The sequence below is a fragment of the Deltaproteobacteria bacterium genome (genome assembly GCA_003194485.1).
GTDB lineage: Bacteria > Desulfobacterota > Dissulfuribacteria > Dissulfuribacterales > UBA3076 > UBA3076.
On the sequence record PQXD01000002.1, the window covers coordinates 52,713 to 70,965 of the forward strand.

Annotated in this window: 23 protein-coding genes; 17 read left to right on the top strand and 6 right to left on the bottom strand. The window is 45.5% G+C overall.

Annotated features, from left to right (window positions below):
- The first annotated feature begins 100 nt into the window (after window positions 1–100).
- From C4B57_01685 to C4B57_01740, 12 genes are all read left to right on the top strand, one after another.
- Entirely contained in the window at window positions 101–538 is a 438-nt protein-coding gene (locus C4B57_01685) for an IS200/IS605 family transposase (GenBank protein ID PXF55739.1), read from the top strand.
- A 73-nt stretch (window positions 539–611) separates the two neighbouring features.
- Complete coding sequence (locus C4B57_01690; GenBank protein ID PXF55740.1) at window positions 612–1,139, top strand: transcriptional regulator; 528 nt, start codon at window positions 612–614, stop codon at window positions 1,137–1,139.
- Window positions 1,140–1,294: 155 nt separating this feature from the next.
- Entirely contained in the window at window positions 1,295–2,380 is a 1,086-nt protein-coding gene (locus C4B57_01695; GenBank protein ID PXF55741.1) for a UDP-N-acetylglucosamine 2-epimerase (non-hydrolyzing), read from the top strand.
- A gap of 165 nt (window positions 2,381–2,545) precedes the next feature.
- Window positions 2,546–2,962 (top strand): PIN domain nuclease, encoded by a 417-nt coding sequence (locus C4B57_01700; GenBank protein PXF55742.1) that lies wholly within the window; start codon window positions 2,546–2,548, stop codon window positions 2,960–2,962.
- A gap of 21 nt (window positions 2,963–2,983) precedes the next feature.
- The gene (locus C4B57_01705; GenBank protein ID PXF55743.1) at window positions 2,984–3,247 is read left to right on the top strand and encodes a toxin-antitoxin system, antitoxin component domain protein; all 264 of its coding nucleotides are present in this window, start codon (window positions 2,984–2,986) and stop codon (window positions 3,245–3,247) included.
- Window positions 3,193–3,609, top strand: coding sequence for a hypothetical protein (locus C4B57_01710; GenBank protein PXF55744.1), 417 nt, complete (start codon window positions 3,193–3,195; stop codon window positions 3,607–3,609). Before C4B57_01705 ends, C4B57_01710 begins: the two co-directional genes overlap by 55 nt.
- A 348-nt stretch (window positions 3,610–3,957) precedes the next feature.
- Window positions 3,958–5,223, top strand: coding sequence for a hypothetical protein (locus C4B57_01715; GenBank protein ID PXF55745.1), 1,266 nt, complete (start codon window positions 3,958–3,960; stop codon window positions 5,221–5,223).
- Window positions 5,224–5,772: 549 nt separating this feature from the next.
- Window positions 5,773–6,162 (top strand): hypothetical protein, encoded by a 390-nt coding sequence (locus tag C4B57_01720; protein PXF55746.1) that lies wholly within the window; start codon window positions 5,773–5,775, stop codon window positions 6,160–6,162.
- Window positions 6,150–7,364: a glycosyltransferase family 4 protein gene (locus C4B57_01725; protein ID PXF55747.1), complete on the top strand. Its 1,215-nt coding sequence runs from the start codon at window positions 6,150–6,152 to the stop codon at window positions 7,362–7,364. The genes C4B57_01720 and C4B57_01725 overlap by 13 nt, the downstream gene beginning before the upstream one ends.
- Entirely contained in the window at window positions 7,243–8,706 is a 1,464-nt protein-coding gene (locus C4B57_01730; protein PXF55748.1) for a hypothetical protein, read from the top strand. Before C4B57_01725 ends, C4B57_01730 begins: the two co-directional genes overlap by 122 nt.
- Window positions 8,707–8,958: 252 nt before the next feature.
- Complete coding sequence (locus C4B57_01735; protein ID PXF55749.1) at window positions 8,959–9,894, top strand: hypothetical protein; 936 nt, start codon at window positions 8,959–8,961, stop codon at window positions 9,892–9,894.
- Window positions 9,895–9,922: 28 nt separating this feature from the next.
- On the top strand, window positions 9,923–11,092 hold the full coding sequence (locus C4B57_01740; protein PXF55750.1) for a UDP-N-acetylglucosamine 2-epimerase (non-hydrolyzing): 1,170 nt from the start codon (window positions 9,923–9,925) through the stop codon (window positions 11,090–11,092).
- A gap of 432 nt (window positions 11,093–11,524) precedes the next feature.
- On the opposite strand, the gene C4B57_01745 is transcribed toward C4B57_01740, so the two are convergent.
- From C4B57_01745 to C4B57_01760, 4 genes are all read right to left on the bottom strand, one after another.
- Window positions 11,525–11,971, bottom strand: coding sequence for a VapC toxin family PIN domain ribonuclease (locus C4B57_01745; GenBank protein PXF55751.1), 447 nt, complete (start codon window positions 11,969–11,971; stop codon window positions 11,525–11,527).
- Complete coding sequence (locus C4B57_01750; GenBank protein PXF55752.1) at window positions 11,968–12,246, bottom strand: type II toxin-antitoxin system prevent-host-death family antitoxin; 279 nt, start codon at window positions 12,244–12,246, stop codon at window positions 11,968–11,970. The genes C4B57_01745 and C4B57_01750 overlap by 4 nt, the downstream gene beginning before the upstream one ends.
- Before the next feature lie 113 nt (window positions 12,247–12,359).
- Complete coding sequence (locus C4B57_01755) at window positions 12,360–12,869, bottom strand: hypothetical protein (GenBank protein PXF55753.1); 510 nt, start codon at window positions 12,867–12,869, stop codon at window positions 12,360–12,362.
- 77 nt (window positions 12,870–12,946) lie between these two features.
- Entirely contained in the window at window positions 12,947–13,684 is a 738-nt protein-coding gene (locus C4B57_01760) for a creatininase (protein ID PXF55754.1), read from the bottom strand.
- Window positions 13,685–13,851: 167 nt separating this feature from the next.
- Between C4B57_01760 and C4B57_01765 the strand changes: the two genes are divergently transcribed.
- The 5 genes from C4B57_01765 (at window position 13,852) to C4B57_01785 (ending at window position 17,000) form a co-directional block, all read left to right on the top strand.
- Window positions 13,852–14,040, top strand: coding sequence for a hypothetical protein (locus C4B57_01765; GenBank protein ID PXF55755.1), 189 nt, complete (start codon window positions 13,852–13,854; stop codon window positions 14,038–14,040).
- Complete coding sequence (locus tag C4B57_01770) at window positions 14,033–14,332, top strand: hypothetical protein (GenBank protein PXF55756.1); 300 nt, start codon at window positions 14,033–14,035, stop codon at window positions 14,330–14,332. The genes C4B57_01765 and C4B57_01770 overlap by 8 nt, the downstream gene beginning before the upstream one ends.
- A 218-nt stretch (window positions 14,333–14,550) precedes the next feature.
- Window positions 14,551–14,940 carry a hypothetical protein gene (locus C4B57_01775; GenBank protein PXF55757.1) on the top strand — a complete coding sequence of 130 codons (390 nt, stop codon included), beginning with the start codon at window positions 14,551–14,553 and terminating at the stop codon, window positions 14,938–14,940.
- Window positions 14,941–15,107: 167 nt separating this feature from the next.
- Window positions 15,108–16,022, top strand: a complete 915-nt coding sequence (locus tag C4B57_01780; protein ID PXF55758.1) for a radical SAM protein — start codon at window positions 15,108–15,110, stop codon at window positions 16,020–16,022.
- A gap of 24 nt (window positions 16,023–16,046) precedes the next feature.
- On the top strand, window positions 16,047–17,000 hold the full coding sequence (locus tag C4B57_01785) for a 2-dehydropantoate 2-reductase (protein PXF55759.1): 954 nt from the start codon (window positions 16,047–16,049) through the stop codon (window positions 16,998–17,000).
- Window positions 17,001–17,086: 86 nt separating this feature from the next.
- Here the strand turns inward: C4B57_01785 and C4B57_01790 are convergent, their stop codons facing one another.
- Together C4B57_01790 and C4B57_01795 are read right to left on the bottom strand one after the other, a co-directional pair.
- The gene (locus C4B57_01790; protein PXF55760.1) at window positions 17,087–17,368 is read right to left on the bottom strand and encodes a hypothetical protein; all 282 of its coding nucleotides are present in this window, start codon (window positions 17,366–17,368) and stop codon (window positions 17,087–17,089) included.
- Window positions 17,322–17,801: a TIGR04211 family SH3 domain-containing protein gene (locus tag C4B57_01795; GenBank protein ID PXF55761.1), complete on the bottom strand. Its 480-nt coding sequence runs from the start codon at window positions 17,799–17,801 to the stop codon at window positions 17,322–17,324. The genes C4B57_01790 and C4B57_01795 overlap by 47 nt, the downstream gene beginning before the upstream one ends.
- Window positions 17,802–18,253: the final 452 nt, after the last annotated feature.

Genomic DNA, 18,253 nt, shown 5'->3' on the forward strand with positions numbered 1-18,253 from the left:
TTTATTTTTCCATGCGCCAGGTCTAAAACCTTCGCCTTTCAGGCGAAAGGCTTCAGCAGTTAAGGGATCGTGGTAAACTTGCTCATGGGAGGTTATCGCCATAAGCAAAGAATATCGCAAGGGGCCTCACACGATCTATGATATCCAGTATCATTTCGTATGGGTTACGAAATATCGTTATCATGTTTTGAAAGGAGAAGTGGCTTTTAGAACCAGGGAGATAATCCGTCAGACTTGTGAGGCCCGCAATATTACAATTCTTAATGGTCATGTTAGCAGGGATCATGTTCATCTGCATGTTTCATGTCCTCCAGAACTTGCTCCGAGCAAGATAGTTCAATATGTGAAAGGACGAAGTTCTCGACTGATTCAGCAAGAATTTCCGCATTTGCGTAAGAGATATTGGGGAAGGCATCTTTGGGCTCGCGGCTATTTTTGTGCAACAGTTGGGAATGTTACAGAAAAAATGATAGCCGCTTATATTGCAAGCCAAGAAAAGGCGAGCCCTAAAGAGGCCTTCACTATTGCTAATGACTAAAGATTGAACCATGTTAGACTTTCAGTCGTATAAGAAATCTACCTGCTTTCAGCAGGTAGTGGTTTAATTTCTTATGTTAGAAGGTCTTATCACATCCAAGACACGCATAAAGCTCATCATGCGTTTCTTTCTTAATCCTGAAAGCACTGCTTATCTGCGGGAATTGGCTGCAGAGTTCGGCGTGTCCTCCAATGGTGTCCGCGAGGAATTGCGGCATATGGAGCAGGCACACTTACTGCTCAGCGAAAAGAAGGGCAGGCAGGTCCACTTCCGGGCCAATCAGTCTCATCCCCTGTTCCCTGATCTCAAAACTATGGTCCATAAGGCCCTGGGCATTAATCAGATACTGGAAAGCATCCTTAATCGCCTGGGCCACCTGAAGGCAGCATATCTTATTGACGATTATGCCTTGGGACGGGATACAGGTATTATTGATATCCTGCTGGTGGGCGAAATTGATCCGTATCACCTAACGGATCTAACAAGAAAAACCGAACGATATATTGAGAGGAAGATCCGCACGTTGGTGTTTTCCCGGGAAGAGTTTGAGCGATTGGGGCCGGAGATGCTCAAGCGGCCACATCTCAGGCTTTGGGGATAACAGAACCTGCGCAATCTGTGGACAGAAAGAAGGAAAGCCATATCATCCGGCCGCAGCGATTCGCTGGATTGAAAAAGATCAAGGCATTTTGATGGTACCGGAACCCGGGGATTCGAAGCATGTGGTCTCGTCCGACCCCATAACGCTATAATGCTATGAAAACAATACATCTCGTCTCCGCCGCCAGGCCGAATTTTATGAAGATCGCCCCCCTTTACCACGCCCTGAGCAGGCAAGATTGGGCACACCCTGTTATCGTCCATACCGGGCAACATTACGACAAGAACATGTTTGCCGATTTTTTCAAAGACCTGGGGCTGCCTGACCCGCATATTAATCTCGGGGTCGGCAGCGGGACCCATGCCGAGCAGACAGGCAGGGTGATGATCGCCTATGAAAAGGTGCTCATGGCGGACCGGCCCGATCTGGTTGTGGTGGCGGGGGATGTGAATTCAACCGCTGCCTGCGCACTTGCTGCCGTGAAGCTGGGGATCAGGGTGGCCCATCTGGAGGCCGGGCTCAGGTCCTTTGACCGGACCATGCCCGAGGAGATCAACCGCGTTGTGACCGACTCCATTGCAGATTATCTCTGGACTCCGTCCAGAGATGGGAATGAAAATTTGCTCAGAGAAGGTATCGCCAGCGAAAAGATCACCATGGTCGGCAATATTATGATCGATTCCCTGGTCATGATGACCCCGGCTATCCGTGCAGAGCAGGAACGTGAACGTATCGGCCTGGAATCGGGTCTTTACGGTGTGGTCACCCTGCATAGGCCTTCCAATGTGGATGACAGGAGTACACTTTATGAACTTTGTAAAGCCCTCGGCCGTATTGCCGAGAAAACACCCCTGGTCTTTCCCGTCCATCCACGTACCCACAATCAACTGGAACGTTTTGGACTCCTGCATCTCCTGGCCGATAGCAAGGGTATTATTCTGACTGAACCCATGGGCTACAAGGCCTTCATGAATTTGGTCTTTGGCTGTCGTTTCGCCATCACTGATTCCGGTGGATTACAGGAGGAAACGACGTATCTGCTTATACCGTGCGTGACACTGAGGTCCAACACGGAACGACCGGTCACGGTAACCCAGGGGACAAATATTTTGGGTACGCCCAGGACATTGGAAAAGGATCTGGAAGAGGTGATGGAGAGGAAGGTGGACGGTGCACCGGAGTTTTGGGATGGGAATACGGCGCAAAGGGTTGTTAAGGCTATTAAATCGATATTTGTTTGAAGCAGAAAGCATATCAAAATCAGCCTCACCTTTTGGGTAAAAGATTTAAATACCGGCTACCATTTGATCATTTAAATAAGTAAGAAATTATGCTTGATATATTCTTACCTTTTATATAGGTTAAGCTTAGAGTCCATTCTAATTATTGAGGTAAAATAAAAAGATTTGCAAAGCCCAAATAGTTTTGTCCTCGATAGTTATGCCATAATTGGATATCTCGAAAATGAATCTTTTTCTGACCAGATTCAGCATACTCTCATTCAGGCAAAGAATGGCACCGTTCGCCTATATTTCCACGCAATTCACATAGGTGAAGTCTATTATATCATATTGAGGGAACAAGGCCGGAGTTTGGCCGACTTAGCCTACGCCAGAATTAAAGCTTTGCCGATGAAGCTGATTGATCGCATCGATAAAAAACTTCTTCTGACAGCAGCCGGTCTTAAAGCAAGGTATCCTATTTCGTATATGGATTCCTTTGCTGGGGCCTTGTCCATGATCAAGAACTGTCCGCTTTTAACAGGAGACCCTGAATTCAGGTCACTTGAAAAACAGGGTGTAATAAGCATCGAGTGGCTATAAGCCCTTAGGGATGAATCCGAAATGACGCCCCTATTACATGAAATGGCAAAAGATTGGCTGCCGTTGATCACTCATTCCCTATTCCAGATCATTCAGACCCTGGAAGAAAACGGTGTTCTGAAACAATGCGCGAAAGAACTCGATCTCTATTATATTTCCGGTCGCTATCCGGATGCATTCCCTGGAGGCGCCCCTTTTGAACTGTTGACCTCTGAACAGGCAGGGCGCGCATTAAATGCTGCCATGGAAATTATCCAAATTGTCGGCACAAGGATAAAAGAGTAGTGAAGCAGTCACATACAAATATCCTGGAACGCAGCCGTCCAAGGGTCAGCATCCTGGACTATACCCCGGAAGAAGTGAAGAGCTTTCTGAAAAAAAAGCTCTTAAGCAAAAAGATTCGGGCGGCCTATCTTTTCGGTTCTTTTGTGACTCACGCATCACGGACTTGGTCGGATATTGATATATTAATTATCCAGGAATCAGAATTGCCTTTTATTGAGAGACCCAGAAATTTTGCGGATCTTTTGGAGTTGGGCATTCCAGTCGATATCCTCGTTTATACTCCGAATGAAATTAAACAAATGGAAAAAGACAGGTCAGGATTTTGGAAAGGAATTAAGAAAAACCGTATTAAGCTGATATAAGAAAACAGCTTTAACTCAGAAATAGATCCTCTCAGATTACGGAGGCAACTTGTATTATGGCGGAAATTAAATTGAAAACAGATCGCTCAGAACAAGCGATAGTGATCCTGCGTGAGGCAATGAAGACAGAAGAGTTACGAATCAAGTATGCACTGGATGTTGCCCAAAAAAAGCTTGCAGAATTTGAAAAGAAATATGGAGTCTCTTCTGAATCTGAAAAACCATGATATTGACAACATTATACAGGCCATTCCGCAAATAGCATGAGAACAAAATTTGAAATTGATTACGTACATAGCCTCCCTACCAGGAATACATCGTTTTGAATAACAATGATACCACAATAAAATGGATAGTAAATATATAACGATTTTCGGAAGTTATAATAGTGGGAGCATTGGCGATAAGGCAATATTAGTCAGTCTATTGGATTTGCTATTTAGGGTTGCAGATTTTCCGATAAAAATCAATGTGGTTGCATTTAATCCGGAGGCAATCGAAGCCGAAATTAAGGTGTTTCCATGGTCACCATCGGTGTATGTATGTTCTATATTCTTGATAACACAAGAAAACAATGAACAGAGGCCACCAAACAAAAAAAAGATATGTACAAGTAAGATTCTAAAATGGATTCCAGACCACTTTAAGGATAAAATAAAAAATATGCTTTTTCTTCTCGGCGTTAATAACCTGCTACACCAAGACTTAGCGGATGAAAGTGATCTTTTAATTATTGGTGGCGGAAACTTATTGATGGATTTGTATACTCGATGGCCTATCTATCCTTATTTTGTGGCTAAGCAGTTCATTGAACAAAAAAAGCCTGTTGTTATTGCTGGGATAGGGGCATTTCCAATAAAAACAAGGATGGGAAAATTCCTTCTGAAACGATTAGTTGAGTTTGCAGGAACATCGGTATTCGTCAGGGATACCGAAACAGAGAAATATATTATAAGTACATGGGGGCTACAGGCGCGACATCATCCAGACTTTGCTTTTTCTTATCCGTCAGAAACATTTAATGCCATGAGGCAGAAAGATAAAAAAGTGGTTGCTGTGAACGTGGCTCCCGTCTTCGGCTCCAATTGGCCATATAGAGATAGAGCGAAATATAAAAACTTTATTGAAGGTTTTGTGGAAAACCTTTTCTATTTACAAACAAGTATTGATGAAAAAGTGGACTTATTCTTTTTTGACACCAATTACCCAACTGATAGACTCGGTACGTTAGAGGTTATTGAAGGACTAAAAGGCCTGGGAATCGAAAAAGATTCTTTAATATATGAGGATAGGATATATCATAGTCAGGAAATAATTAAAAAACTGAATTTTGCAGATTTTACAATAGTAACAAGACTTCATGCTGGATTGCTTGCTCTAAAATCTGGAAGCCCTATTTTAGCAGTTTCTTATCAACCAAAAGTAAAAAATATAATGAATGATATAGATATGGCTGAATGTGTAGTTGATGCGCGGGATATTGGAAATTTTAAATCAAAAATTGACCAGATACGACAAAAACCACAAAATTTTAGATTGTCCAAGGCACGGCTAAGTACTTTAGACCGTGATAATATTAAGGTTGTAAAACAAATATTGTCTCTTTTGGATTAATCCGGATGATTTCGTTACGTCTATAAGGTATCTGAAGACGGATCTAACTTGTATAAATAAGGACTTAATTTGACACATTGCTAATCGCCGCGGATCAGGAGCGAGACCGGAGGCAAACTTGTTTGCCGACGGGATCGTCTGCTGCAGCCGCTGGTTGTGAGGCGCGGAGCGCCGAGCACCCAGCGGATGGTAATACGCGGCGATTGTTGCCGGGCGCGGAGCGTCCGGCAACAACAAATGGTTGACCTATATCTTCTGAAAGTTACACTTTCGTTTCTGTATAGAACAACGGGCTCTATATGTTCCTTAAGAACAATAGCCTAAAGCGAGTTGCTCCAATTAACTCTTAGCGATTTCATAACTAGCTGTCAATGACTAATTTCCCCCTCCACAAATTCCTAACTAATTTGATTTTTGTCCAGTCACGGTCCTGGTTTGCGGTAGCGATAGGAATCGTTTCCTCATCGTTGCTGGCACTCGCATTGCGTCCAGAAGAGAGGTTACTGCTCGCTGGGTATTATTGGTTACGATGGCAGAGACAATAATAACATGGTTTGTCATTTTTCATGCAATTCTTTTCTTGTCGCGACAGAACTGTTTCGCATTCTTCTCATCGGTATTACTCTGGGTGCTAGCAGTAGAGTCTTATCCAATGATCCCGCTGCACGGGGGAAACCAAAACTGAATTTTTACGCGTCATTTATCATCGTAGCTATAAATATAGTTCTCAAGGTTCTTTCGATTCCAAGAATGTGTATGATTGGCACTGCAACGGCCACAACCTCCGCTTACTCCGTAAATTTTCTTATCAAGATTTTTCTTTATCAACGTGTCTCTGAATCCAGTTTTCGACAATTGCTCCTGCCCAACGGTCTGGATAACCGAGTAAGTAAATTTATCATGGAACAAGTCAAGGGGCGGCTAAAATGCACATCCTAATCCTCCCTTCCTGGTATCCGACTCATGAAAACCCCCTCAACGGAATTTTTTTTCGCGAACAAGTCCATGCCCTCAAGAACGCTAGCCATCAGGTCGGTGTAATATATCCACAACTCCGTTCTCTTATACTCATGCGCAAATCTCTGTTTGGCTGGCCCAGTGGAATAACATATGAAGATGATGACGGCATCCCCACTTACGGCCTTCATGGATGGGCTTGGCTACCACTCATTCCACGTCAGAACATAAATTTATGGCTCAAAGCCGGAGAGCGTCTATTCGAACGCTATGTATCGGATCGCGGAAGACCTGACATCCTTCATGCTCACTCATGCCTATTGGGAGGGGTCCTGGCTGCGCGATTGAAAGCAACATACGGTATTTCCTATATAATCACGGAACATAGTACTACTTATTCTCGAAACTTGCTTCATAGTTGGCAGCGACCTCTTGTTTCAGAGGCATTATCAAAAGCTTCAGCACTTGTGACAGTGAGTCCACAGCTCGGACATTTATTAGAAAGCAGCTTCGGAGATGCTGTTCATCCTTGGGTCTGGATCCCAAACATGGTCGATACCTCCTTTTTTACAGCCATTCAGTATCAAACAAAGGAAAAAAATGAACCATTTCAGTTCCTGAATGTTGGTTTATTAACTGAAAAAAAGGGGCATATTGACCTCATAAGAGCCTTTGCAGGCCAGTTTGCCGGTAATGCGGATGTGGAACTTAGAATCGGCGGGGATGGGCCTATTAGAAGTTACTTGGAACGTTTAACCGCCAACCTAGGCGTAAATGACAGGGTGGTCTTTCTGGGCATGCTCTCCCGCGATGAAGTCCGTAGGGAAATGCAAGCCTGTGACGCCTTCGTACTTTCCAGCCATTACGAGACGTTCGGGATAGTGCTTATCGAAGCATTGGCCTGCGGCAAACCAGTTGTGGCCACACGCAGTGGCGGCCCTGAGTGTATAGTACACAATGGTAACGGTTTGCTAGTCCCTGTGCACGACGAAATTGCTCTCGGAAATGCAATGAACACCTTACGGTTGAATCTCTCTCGTTATGATCCGGAAGTAATTCGAAATGACTGTATTGCCCGATTTGGGCCACGCGCTGTCATCGGTCAGCTCACAGGTCTTTACCAAAAGGTTCTTCATCTATCCGAAGGTTCTCCATACTGTGGTTGTAGAAAACACCGGCTATGATTTTGAAGACAACAAGACTATGTTAACCAGATTCGAGCGCAATGTAACCGGTACTTTGGCCCGACAGCTTTTAGTAATACTTCTCGGGCTTGTATCTGGTATAATCCTGGCCCGAGTGTTAGGCCCGGAAGGTAACGGCCTTTACACTCTATCCATTCTCCTGCCAACCGTTTTATCAACCTTTCTAAATCTCGGCGCAGCCCCGGCAAATGTGTACTTCATTGGTCGTGGAACTGTCGATGTAAGGAATGCTCTATTTGCCAACCTATGGCTGTGGCTAATTCTTAGCGCTTTAGGGATTATGGTTGGCGCAATAATCATTTGGAGCCGCGGGGATGTTTTCTTCCCCGGTGTGCCCCGCCCGCTCTTGTGGGGCGGAGTAGCAGTATTTCCTCTTGTATTACTCCAAGCGTTTTTGATCAGCATACTTCAGGGAAAACAAGACTTTCGTCGCTTTAATACGGTCAGCATTATAGCCCCTTGCGTAATGCTAGTACTTTTTCTGGCCCTGGTATGGGGATTGAGCATGGGAGTGCCTGGAGCACTTCTGGCTTATGGCCTAGGCTATTTGGTAGCGTTGGTGCTGACGATTCGGGCCGTTTGGGTACATTGTCAATCCGATATCAGAGGTCTATCCCAGCGTCTCTATGCCAAACAGTGTATTGGTTACGGATGGAAAGCCCACTTGAGCAACATCCTTGCTTTCGTTAACTACCGGGCCGATATCTTCCTGATCAATTTTTTCCTAACGCCTGCACTGACCGGAATTTACGTAATAGCAGTCCAGATAGCCGAGCGGCTCTGGTTGCTTTCTCAGGCAGTGAGCACTGTTCTTCTGCCACGCCTGTCTGAGCTTTATCAAGACGAAAAAAAAAGGAACCATCTCACCCAGGTGATTGCGCGGTGGGTATTCCTGGCTACCTTTTTTGCTGCGGTATCTATAGTCCTGGTTGCCAAACCCCTCATCGTCTTGCTCTTTGGCTCTAAGTATATCAATGCAACTGGTGCATTGATCTGGCTCTTACCTGGAATTGTTCTTGGCAGTCTGTCTCGTATTCTTTCCAATGACATAGCAGCCAGGGGCAAACCTGAATTAAACATGTATGTGGCCTTCTTTGTAGTTTCTGTGAACATAATCGCTAATATCATTCTAATCCCAATGATGGGCATCAACGGCGCAGCGTTAGCAACTACCATAGCATATTTACTAAATGCTGTAGCGAAATTGTATCTGTATACACGTCTTAGCGGTAATATGTGGTGGCAGCCTCTCTTACTTGATAAGACTGATATCGCGCTGATTTTGCAAAGAGTTAAGGCAGTGCATAGGTCAATATTTTGAAAGTCCCACAAAGGGCTGTTAGTTCTGATCGGCTAGTAAACATATATGAAACTGTGCTATCTCAACATACTCTGGACTCTGGACCCTGGAGTATTAAATAAGCTTAGTCATCAAACCCATGCCCTGAGAAATGCCATGGGACCTAATGACACTGCTGATTGCCTAGTCGTCGTTCGTCAGGATGTTGCAGACATAGTTAAAAGAAATCCATCTCTCATACTATTTCCAATCTCGGTCCCTGGGTCTTCGTCAGTGCAGGAAGCTCTCCTACCATTTCTGGTCTGGCCGAAACTGAAAAATAGACTTAGCGAATACAGCGCAGTAGTCACTCGCTGGACTATTCCTTCTCCGACTTTTTTAAATGTTGTCCGCAGACAACCGGTATTTACCGAACATCACAGTAAAGAACTGGAAGAGATCGCGCTTGCCAGTGGCATTAAACCTTTTGTGCGGCGAATTTGGGAAAAGAGATACGGACCACGCATTCTCAGGGCTGTTCAAGGCATCATAGGGGTTACGGATGAGATAAGACGTTATGAGCTTGAGCGGGCAGGTTGTAAAAGTCCTTCAATAATTCTGCCAAATGGTGTTTCTCTTGAAGGAATCCCATTTAAACCACCATCTGTTTTTAGCGGTAAATCTCTTCAGTTAGCCTTTGTCAGCAGTCAATTCGCACCGTGGCATGGCCTTGACCGGCTTCTTGAAGGATTGAGACTCTGGCAAGGCCAGTCTCCACGTCTGACCTTGCACCTGATCGGCCGGTTGACACCTGCTCAAGAGGCCACCATTCAGCGAATGGGTCTTGCTGAGATGGTCCGTATCCATGGCGTCCTTTATGGTAATGACCTTGACGAAGTCATATTAAGCTGCCATTTGGCGATTGGCAGTTTGGCCTTGCATCGTAACGGATTGAGGGAGGCCTGCGTCCTGAAGGTTCGAGAATACGCCGCCCGCGGGTTACCGTTCATCATCGCTTATGACGACCCGGATTTGCCTGCCGGACTTCCATGGGTTTTGAAAATTCCGGCTGATGAATCCCCTGTAGAGATCGATGCCCTTGTCAATTTTGCAGAAGAGGTAAGCAAAATACCTTCTCTTGCAAAGGAAATGCGCACCTTTGCGGAATCTAAATTGAGTTGGACGGTTAAGATGAAGCGCTTGGTCAGATTTGTCCTGGATAACGTTTGAGTACTACATAACATTAAAAGGAATTTCAATGAAGATTATCACGGTTGTTGGGGCTAGACCGCAATTTATCAAAGCTGCGGCAATTTCCAGAGCCATAAGAAAACGCAACGGATTTCCAAGTAATCTTGTGTCGCATCTATCTGAAGTCATAGTCCATACGGGACAACATTATGACTCAAATATGTCTGAAGTATTTTTTAAGGAACTGGATATTACTGAACCCCATTACAATCTTGGCATAGGAGACAGCACTCATGGCGCTATGACAGGCCGCATGCTTGAAAAAATTGAAGAGGTTCTGCTGAATGAAAGACCGGATTGGGTATTGGTTTACGGTGATACCAACTCTACCCTGGCAGGTGCCTTGGCCGCAGTTAAGTTGCATATCCAGGTAGCTCATGTGGAGGCTGGTTTGCGTTCTCTTAATCGCAAAATGCCGGAAGAAATTAACCGGGTGCTCACCGATCATGTAGCCAGTGTGCTTTTCTGCCCTACACACAAGGCAGTACAAAATCTCCAAATGGAAGGCTTTAAGAACATCTTGGATCCAATCAGGATCTCGAATGTTGAGAGGACTCCAAATTTTCCGTTGGTGGTCAATGTTGGAGATGTAATGTATGACACGGCACTTTATTATGCTCCCAAGTCGGAACAGAAAAGCCGCATTCTCGAAGAATTAAACCTAAAACCAAATAGCTACGCATTGACTACAGTCCATCGATCTGAGAATACCGATGACCGGGAGCGGCTCAAGAATATCTTTGAAGGCCTTTCCAGAGTAGCAAGGGAGCTGGATGTGGTCTTGCCACTACATCCCCGCACTCGTGAAGCCCTTGAGCGTGAAGATCTTTTCGATCAAGTGGCACAAATGCTCAAACTCATCGAGCCTTTGGGCTACTTGGACATGATTCGTCTGGAAAAAAACGCCAAGTTGATTCTTACTGATTCCGGAGGGATACAAAAGGAAGCTTTTTTCTATGGGGTACCGTGTGTGACTTTACGTGATGAGACCGAGTGGATGGAACTGGTGGACGCAGGTTGGAACATACTGGCAGGGACAAACGCTGACCGCATAGGCCAGGCAGCTCAAAACATGCTGTCAGCCTGGCATCCCCTGGCTCAGATATCCCTCTATGGTCATGGAAACACGGCATTCAAGATACTAGATGTCTTATGTATTCTGGGATATGACTATTGAGTTAGCTCCGCTTCGATATATAGTCTTTGATTATTGGGTAATCATCCCTTGTCCCTCCAATGCTCTCGTCCCTTGTTTTTTGAGACTTTTGCAGCATGGGACCCTCCCTGTTCTCCTCCGCTGCGCTCCGGAGCCAGGGTTTCCCGTACTGCAAAAGTCAGGAAAACTACGGGACTTCCGCAAGTCGCTCCAAGGGATGATTACCCAATAATCCGTTACAATTAGCATATGATGCGGAGCTAACTCAATAGTCATATTCTGGGAAGCGCAAAATAAAAAACTTAGGGCTTCGCCCCAATTGTGCGTGAAATAGGCGGAGTTAGTTTAATAGTTTAATTGACGTTGATTTGGCCAGTTGTTGTTATGGTAGCACTCGACACAATAGCCGTCTGCCAAAGGCCTAAAAAGGTGAATAGGATGATAGCTGGTGGCTTAGGGCCCATGGAATGGCGGGGCTGGGAAGGTTGCAAGTCCTTCCATTTGAGCGCCATTAATTAGCCTTTGGTCAAAACAGGCAAAGAGAAAGGCTTCGTTTATCCTCTCATGTGTTATAATTGCTGATGCAAGGTGTATAGCGTCAAGTCCACGGAGGGGATGTCTTGCCATAACTCTGTGGATAGTTTCATTTAGACCCTCATTGACTTCCACACGGATAAAGGTTTCCCAGTCCAGTTGGAATGAATTGACTAGCTTGTTGAATACTTTACTGCTTAGATTTACCTCTCTTTTCTTTCGATAAAGAGAAGCCATGGTCTCAGCATACGCTACAGAAGATGTGATAATCTGCGCGGCTTCTTTCCACTTTGCAAGCAGCTCGTTTGAGTAAGGTTCTTTGAAGTACCTTTTCAGGAGTGCGCTTGTATCCAGGTACAAGATCATCCCCTATCCTCCAAAACCATATCTGATACAGACTTTCCGGGGACTTGAATCGGAGACAGATTCCGTTTATTTATCTCGCGGCTCGGTAATTTTATCAACCCCTTGACTATCAAAGGTGCAAGTGAAGCCTGGATTGATTTATTGGAGGCCTCTTCTTTAACAATTCGGGCAAAGATCTTTCCTCTGTCAGTTATAATAACCTCTTCTCCGCTTTTTACGCGAGTCAAATAACTGCTCAAATTATTCTTCAGTTCTTTAATACCTGCAGTGATCATAATTAGCTCTCCCGGTTTGGATTTGTAGCTACTTTGGTATTACGGTAGTCTCTTTAAAAGGGGATGTCAAGTTGACATAAGGAAGGGAAAAATATTCCTTGATTTCCCATGAGCTATTTAATACCCAGGGCATTAACTATAACAGGTTCCAACTCGTGCCTGGTTACCATCCCAGTATAATGTTTGAGAATTCTGTGATTTCTGTCGATCAAGAAAGATGCCGGAAGGGCATAGACATTTCCATAATCCCTTATCACCTTTGATGTGGCAAGCAGTACAGGATAGTTGATCCCTAATGCCTTCACAAATCTTGTAAGGATCCTTTTTCCATTCTGGTCCACGGATATTCCGATTACGGTAAAACCTTTCGAACCGTATTTGTCTTGCAGACTTATAAAGTCAGGGATTTCTGCCCGACAGGGAGGGCAGCTGGTAGCAAAGAAGTTTATCAGCACTACCTGGCCTCTGTACTGCGATAGATTTACGGATTCGTCACGGAGATTCAGGAGCATGAAATCAGGGGCCCTGGAAGGATCGGCTTCACCCTGGCAGGCTGACAACAGGATTGTCCATACCAGAAATAAAAGGATGCGATTAAATATCTTTTTAAAGAAGGCAATCATGCTACACGACTGACGATGCCCGGGCAGAATGCGGACTGCACCGGGTTTGCTCGTGATGAATCCAAGATCCGGAATAATTAATCATCTTCAAGGCTTCCATCCTCAAAAGATTCGATTCTGTTCACCAGGCCCAGCAGGACTTCGACCTCCTTTTGCAGCAGAGTTTTGCCCTTTTCCACGGAGGCCTTCGAGGGATCACCCCATACGCCTCCCGGCCAGAATCTCTTTTTATCTCTGGCCAGTATGGGCGTGGGAAAGCAGGGATACTCTTCAGGGCTTGTGCCATCTATGTGTTCTGGTCTCAGGTGTAGCATTAATGAGGTTTCCACCTCGCCTGCATGCGAGTCGTTCTCTGTTTCCACAATTCCGTCAGGGATTCCAGCTATAAGATCAAGGATAGATAATACCGCCACCCGGCTTTCCTTAAGGCTGGCAAGTATCGTTTCGCCTGCATCCGTAATGGCAGCCATATGAGTGCCGCCGGCATGACCGGAAAGGAGCACGAAATTTCTCAGCCCTTGATTATAAAAAGACGTAACAAGCTCTACCGTGAGCTTTCTCAAGGTATCTCCTGATATAGTGATTGTTCCGGGATGCTGACTGGTGCTCCTGCAGAGCCCGTACCATACTGGTGGTGCAACGAAAAGAGGACGATGTCTGCTGGTTTCCCTGGACAGTTCATACGCATGGATTGTATCGGTTCCCAACGGCAGATGCCGTCCGTGTTCTTCTACGACACCGAAAGGTACTATAATAGTACGGGTTTTAGTCAACCCTTCTTTAAAGGCGGGCATGGTAAGTTCTTCTATGATCATGAAAGAAATTTACTTATTGTGCTGAAATCTGTCAATTCACCTCGGCATTAAATGGTCGGTGCCCGCACTGCGTGAACGTTTTTTATCTTCAGTTGTCCGGTCTGTTTGACGAAGAAATAACTAAAAATGCTTGCCACTGATCATTAAATTGAATTAGAATATTTTCTATGTATAATCATATTATAAAAGGTCCTGAATATGATTTTGCTCAAAATGCCTCAGGGGCCTGCCCGCGGCGGCAGACAGGTATACAACACACACAGGCAGGCAAGGAAAGCAAGGCGATGCAGTATGGGGTATTTTCACCTGCCATAGCGTGTATGATTATATTTCATGTGGGAGATTCTCATGGGTAAAGTTGTAAGCATACGGGATAGAAAACGTTCTGGTCGTAGGCCTGCCCACAGTCTTGAAAAGATAAAGGAGGAGCTGTCAGAGTATTACGGCATCGATTTGGATTCTCTTCTGGCTTCGGAGCCTGTATCAAACCTTACTGTCGATCAGTTTGACGAATTGACTGAACGTATTCTCGTTGTGCTTGACGATTTTTGTGAGGAACACTCCAAAGTCACCGTTCACGACGTGCTTTACATTCTTGAAAATGTAAAGGACATTGTCAGGGAAAACTCCGCTGAAGAAGATAACTGATAATGCCATTTTTGATAAAATTGAACGATACAGAGGTTATAACGTAACTTCTCAATAAATTGAGGCGGCATAGTCCCCTCACCCAAACCCTCTCCCATTGGGGGTTGGGGGAGAGGGCAGGGTGAGGGGGGAATCCAAACTAGCCCTGGATTATTGAGAAGTTACAGGTCAACTGGATAAACTTAAGCATTTATTGCTAAAAAGGGGGCTCTTCTTGTATGGCAAGAGTGGCTGTAGGAGGTTCTCGCAGTATTGAATCCTATGAATTGGTCCAAGGGGTACTGAAGTATTTGCTGATTGACGGGGATATTGTGCTTTCCGGGAATGCCCCTGGTGCTGATCGTCTGGGAGAGCGCTATGCCAGCGAAGCAGGACTTGAAATAAAGATTATTCCTTCAGAGTGGGATAAGCACGGGCTAAAGGCCACTATGATGAGAAATGAGGTACTGCTCAGGTCAGCGGATTTTGTGATAGATTTCTGGGATGGACAGTCTGAAGGAGCGAAACATATGCTGGATATATCCAAAAGGGCCAAAAAACTCCTGGCCGAAGTCCGATCAGATGGTTATGTAAAGCTATTCATGAATCCTAGGCGATTACTGGTATAATAATTTTGTACACAGACACTTACTGTCCGAACGCAGTGTCTCTTTTTCGCATTCATCTGTCTCAGACCTGCCTACCGTTCAAGTAAGCCGCTTTGCGGCAGAACATTCTCTTCTTTGACATAGCACGTCATTTGTAGATCCAAGTGCAGCAAAGACCGCTAAGCCTGATGAAGAGCAAAAGAGACTTGATAGCACAGGCCGGAAACATCTTGTATGAGAAGTTATCCTCATGTGGGATGTGCCCGAGGGGATGCGGGGTCAACCGCTTGGAGGGCCAGGAAGGTTTTTGCAGGACCGGCAGCCAACCAGAGATCTCTGGCTATGAGCCCCACTTTGGTGAAGAGGCATGCCTGGTTGGGGAGAAGGGCTCCGGAGCCATATTCTTTACTGGCTGTAACCTGGCCTGTGTTTTTTGCCAGACATTCGAGATAAGCCAGCTTCATCAGGGCACTGTGATCTCGAACCAGGCCCTGGCTGAGATCATGCTGAAGCTAAAGGAAAATGGATGCCATAACCTGAACCTGGTTACCCCAAGCCATCAGGTGGCTGCCATTCTCAAGGCCCTTGAGACGGCAATGGACCAGGGCTTTGACCTTCCAGTGGTTTACAATACCGGAGGTTACGACTCCATCGAGACCTTGAGGCTCCTTGAGGGGATGGTGGATATATATGTTCCGGATTTCAAGGTCTGGGACGAGGAAGTGGCAGCCCGTATAATAGGTGCCCGTGACTACCCGGAAGTTGCAAGGAAGGCCATAAAAGAGATGCACCGCCAGGTGGGAGACCTTGTGCTCGACCAAAATGGGCTGACAAGAAGAGGGCTTCTGGTGCGCCATCTGGTCCTTCCCGGGGATTTGTCTGATACTGAAAAGGTACTCGAATTCATAGTAAATGATATCTCAAGGAGTACATATCTTGATCTCATGGGCCATTATCATCCCTATGGACTGGCACAGGATTACCCGCCCCTTGACCGTACTCTTTATAAGAGTGAGTTCAGGAGGGCCCTTGAGATCTGCGAAAGACTGGGACTAAGGCGTCTGGACAGGACCCATTACAGGCTTCTGGACCTTACTTGGTGACGCACCTGAGGACTGAGGGTAAACATGGATGTATCATACAGTAATGCCAGTATTGCAATAATGGGTGCCGGGGCCATTGGTTCCGTGATAGGGGGGATGCTTGCCAGACGTGGGCACAATGTGACATTAATTGGCAGGCGGCCCCACATCGACGAAATCTCAAAAAATGGGCTTCATATCAAAGGTATCTGGGGCGAGCATACGGTAAGTAATTTAAGTGCCATGACATCTCCTCCTGATGAATATCAGGATATCGTGTTTTTGACAGTCAAGGCATTTGATACGGCAACAGCCGCCAGAGAAGCCCTTTCCATGGTAGGCCCGGATACCACTATAGTATCGATGCAGAACGGGCTTGGTAATGTGGAAATACTTGCCGGGATTGCAGGCAAGGGCAAGACTGTTGGAGCGATGGCGATATTCGGTGTGGTAGTACTTGCCCCTGGCAGTGTACAGGTCACGAGCATTGCATCTGAGACCCTGGTTGGGGAGATCGATGGCGGTCTCACCCCACGGGTGGAGGCATTAGCCTGGATGATTGACAGAGCGGGCATCCCCACCAGGGCGTCTGATAACATTATGCGGGAAATCTGGCATAAGGCCCTTTTCAATATTGCATTAAACCCCTTATCTTCCATATTCCAGTCAACATACGGTCAGATTGCCGACAATCCCCATATCAGAAGGCTTATCAAAGAGATGATCACAGAGGCCTTCTGTGTGGCAAAGGCCGCAGGAATGGATCTGGGCATGGATTCTCCGGACGAATATCTGGAGATATTATGGAACCAGAAGCTCCCCCCTACCAGGGATCACAGATCATCTATGCTCCAGGATATCATCCGCGGTAAGAGGACCGAGATAGACTATATCAATGGAAAAGTGGTGGAATTAGGGGCCAGGTATGGGATCGAGACGCCTTATAACAGTGCCGTTGTCATGATGGTCAAGGCAAAGGAGGTCCTGGGGCCTGCCTGATTCATACAATAACTTCATGGCATTGTCGCAGAAGCGGTTTGCTTTTTACCGGATATTTACTAATTTATCGGCTTTATCTTAGGATTTTAGAGAAGTGAAGATCTGCGTTTACGGCTGCGAGTTGTTATGAGACCGACAATCCAGCCAGCTATCACGAGCCCGCCACCGGCCAGAAACCACTTTATTATGCTGTTATCTCTTAGATGTTCATTTTCCTGTTTTGCTACGGCATATTTATGTTTCAATTCCTGAAGTTCCTCTGCTGTTTCTGAAAGTGACTTCTTGAAATATATTACATCTGCAGCATCCTCTTTAAGGCTATCATAGCTCTTTCTGATCTGATCTCTGTCCAGAATGCAGGCTTTCAAAGTCCTGCTCATACTGATTTCTGGCCTTTAAGGCCTTATCCAATTGTTCGCTAATATCGGTTACATGTTTTTTGAGCCGATCTCTTTCGGTCTTTAATGAAGCAACTATGTCCTTTAAGGGCGGAGAGGTGCTCAGATACCTTTTAGGCATCCAGCCTTCCTTATTATCTGATGTACGTACCATGGCCCAGGCCCCCTCCTCTTTCAGCAGCTCTATCTGATTACCGTCTTGTATTACGGCAAGAATTCTATATTCTTGACCCTTGCCACTTCTCAGAGGAATCTCTGCGCTGGGTTTTACGTACCGGAATTCAGCCAGGACTATTGACGGAATGCAGAAAAAAGATATAAAGGCGATTGCTGTCATGGAATGTAGCAGAATCAGGTAATCCGATAGGGCCCTTAAATTCATTTGCATGAGCTTTATAGTCATCACTTCTATACTCCTTATAAGGTAAATATCCGGTGAACCCGTGGTCCACTGTGGAAGTTGCCATCCGTGCCCTGCCGCAGGAGCGGTTTGCTTTTCGCAGGGTTTTGGGTAGCGGGCCGGATTGCACTGCCTCTCCGGTCTGCGATGAGTGAGCTTTGAAACCCGGAAAAAGGTGACCGCTTCAAGGCAGGATATAACGGGTTCACCGAATATTTACCCTTAAAGATAAAATATTTTGGTTCCGCTGAAAACCCGATTTAGTGTAATTATTTATTATGACAATTGAATTAGCTCCGCATCATACGCTAATTGTAACGGATTATCAGATGATTATCCAATAATCAAAGATTATATATCGAAACGGAGCTAACTCAATTCACGGCTTGAAACTTGAAATTGGAAAATAGAAATTTGGTAGAGATGAAACAAAAGCATGAAGGCCAAATTTCCAT

Bases quoted from the DNA above. Each gene is read 5' to 3' on its own strand.
- C4B57_01690 (PXF55740.1), top strand. From the start codon at position 612: ATGTTAGAAGGTCTTATCACATCCAAGACACGCATAAAGCTCATCATG.
- C4B57_01695 (PXF55741.1), top strand. From the start codon at position 1,295: ATGAAAACAATACATCTCGTCTCCGCCGCCAGGCCGAATTTTATGAAG.
- C4B57_01705 (PXF55743.1), top strand. From the start codon at position 2,984: ATGACGCCCCTATTACATGAAATGGCAAAAGATTGGCTGCCGTTGATC.
- C4B57_01715 (PXF55745.1), top strand. From the start codon at position 3,958: ATGGATAGTAAATATATAACGATTTTCGGAAGTTATAATAGTGGGAGC.
- C4B57_01720 (PXF55746.1), top strand. From the start codon at position 5,773: ATGGTTTGTCATTTTTCATGCAATTCTTTTCTTGTCGCGACAGAACTG.
- C4B57_01725 (PXF55747.1), top strand. From the start codon at position 6,150: ATGCACATCCTAATCCTCCCTTCCTGGTATCCGACTCATGAAAACCCC.
- C4B57_01730 (PXF55748.1), top strand. From the start codon at position 7,243: ATGACTGTATTGCCCGATTTGGGCCACGCGCTGTCATCGGTCAGCTCA.
- C4B57_01740 (PXF55750.1), top strand. From the start codon at position 9,923: ATGAAGATTATCACGGTTGTTGGGGCTAGACCGCAATTTATCAAAGCT.
- C4B57_01745 (PXF55751.1), bottom strand. From the start codon at position 11,971: ATGATCTTGTACCTGGATACAAGCGCACTCCTGAAAAGGTACTTCAAA.
- C4B57_01750 (PXF55752.1), bottom strand. From the start codon at position 12,246: ATGATCACTGCAGGTATTAAAGAACTGAAGAATAATTTGAGCAGTTAT.
- C4B57_01755 (PXF55753.1), bottom strand. From the start codon at position 12,869: ATGATTGCCTTCTTTAAAAAGATATTTAATCGCATCCTTTTATTTCTG.
- C4B57_01760 (PXF55754.1), bottom strand. From the start codon at position 13,684: ATGATCATAGAAGAACTTACCATGCCCGCCTTTAAAGAAGGGTTGACT.
- C4B57_01765 (PXF55755.1), top strand. From the start codon at position 13,852: ATGTATAATCATATTATAAAAGGTCCTGAATATGATTTTGCTCAAAAT.
- C4B57_01770 (PXF55756.1), top strand. From the start codon at position 14,033: ATGGGTAAAGTTGTAAGCATACGGGATAGAAAACGTTCTGGTCGTAGG.
- C4B57_01775 (PXF55757.1), top strand. From the start codon at position 14,551: ATGGCAAGAGTGGCTGTAGGAGGTTCTCGCAGTATTGAATCCTATGAA.
- C4B57_01780 (PXF55758.1), top strand. From the start codon at position 15,108: ATGAAGAGCAAAAGAGACTTGATAGCACAGGCCGGAAACATCTTGTAT.
- C4B57_01785 (PXF55759.1), top strand. From the start codon at position 16,047: ATGGATGTATCATACAGTAATGCCAGTATTGCAATAATGGGTGCCGGG.
- C4B57_01795 (PXF55761.1), bottom strand. From the start codon at position 17,801: ATGACTATAAAGCTCATGCAAATGAATTTAAGGGCCCTATCGGATTAC.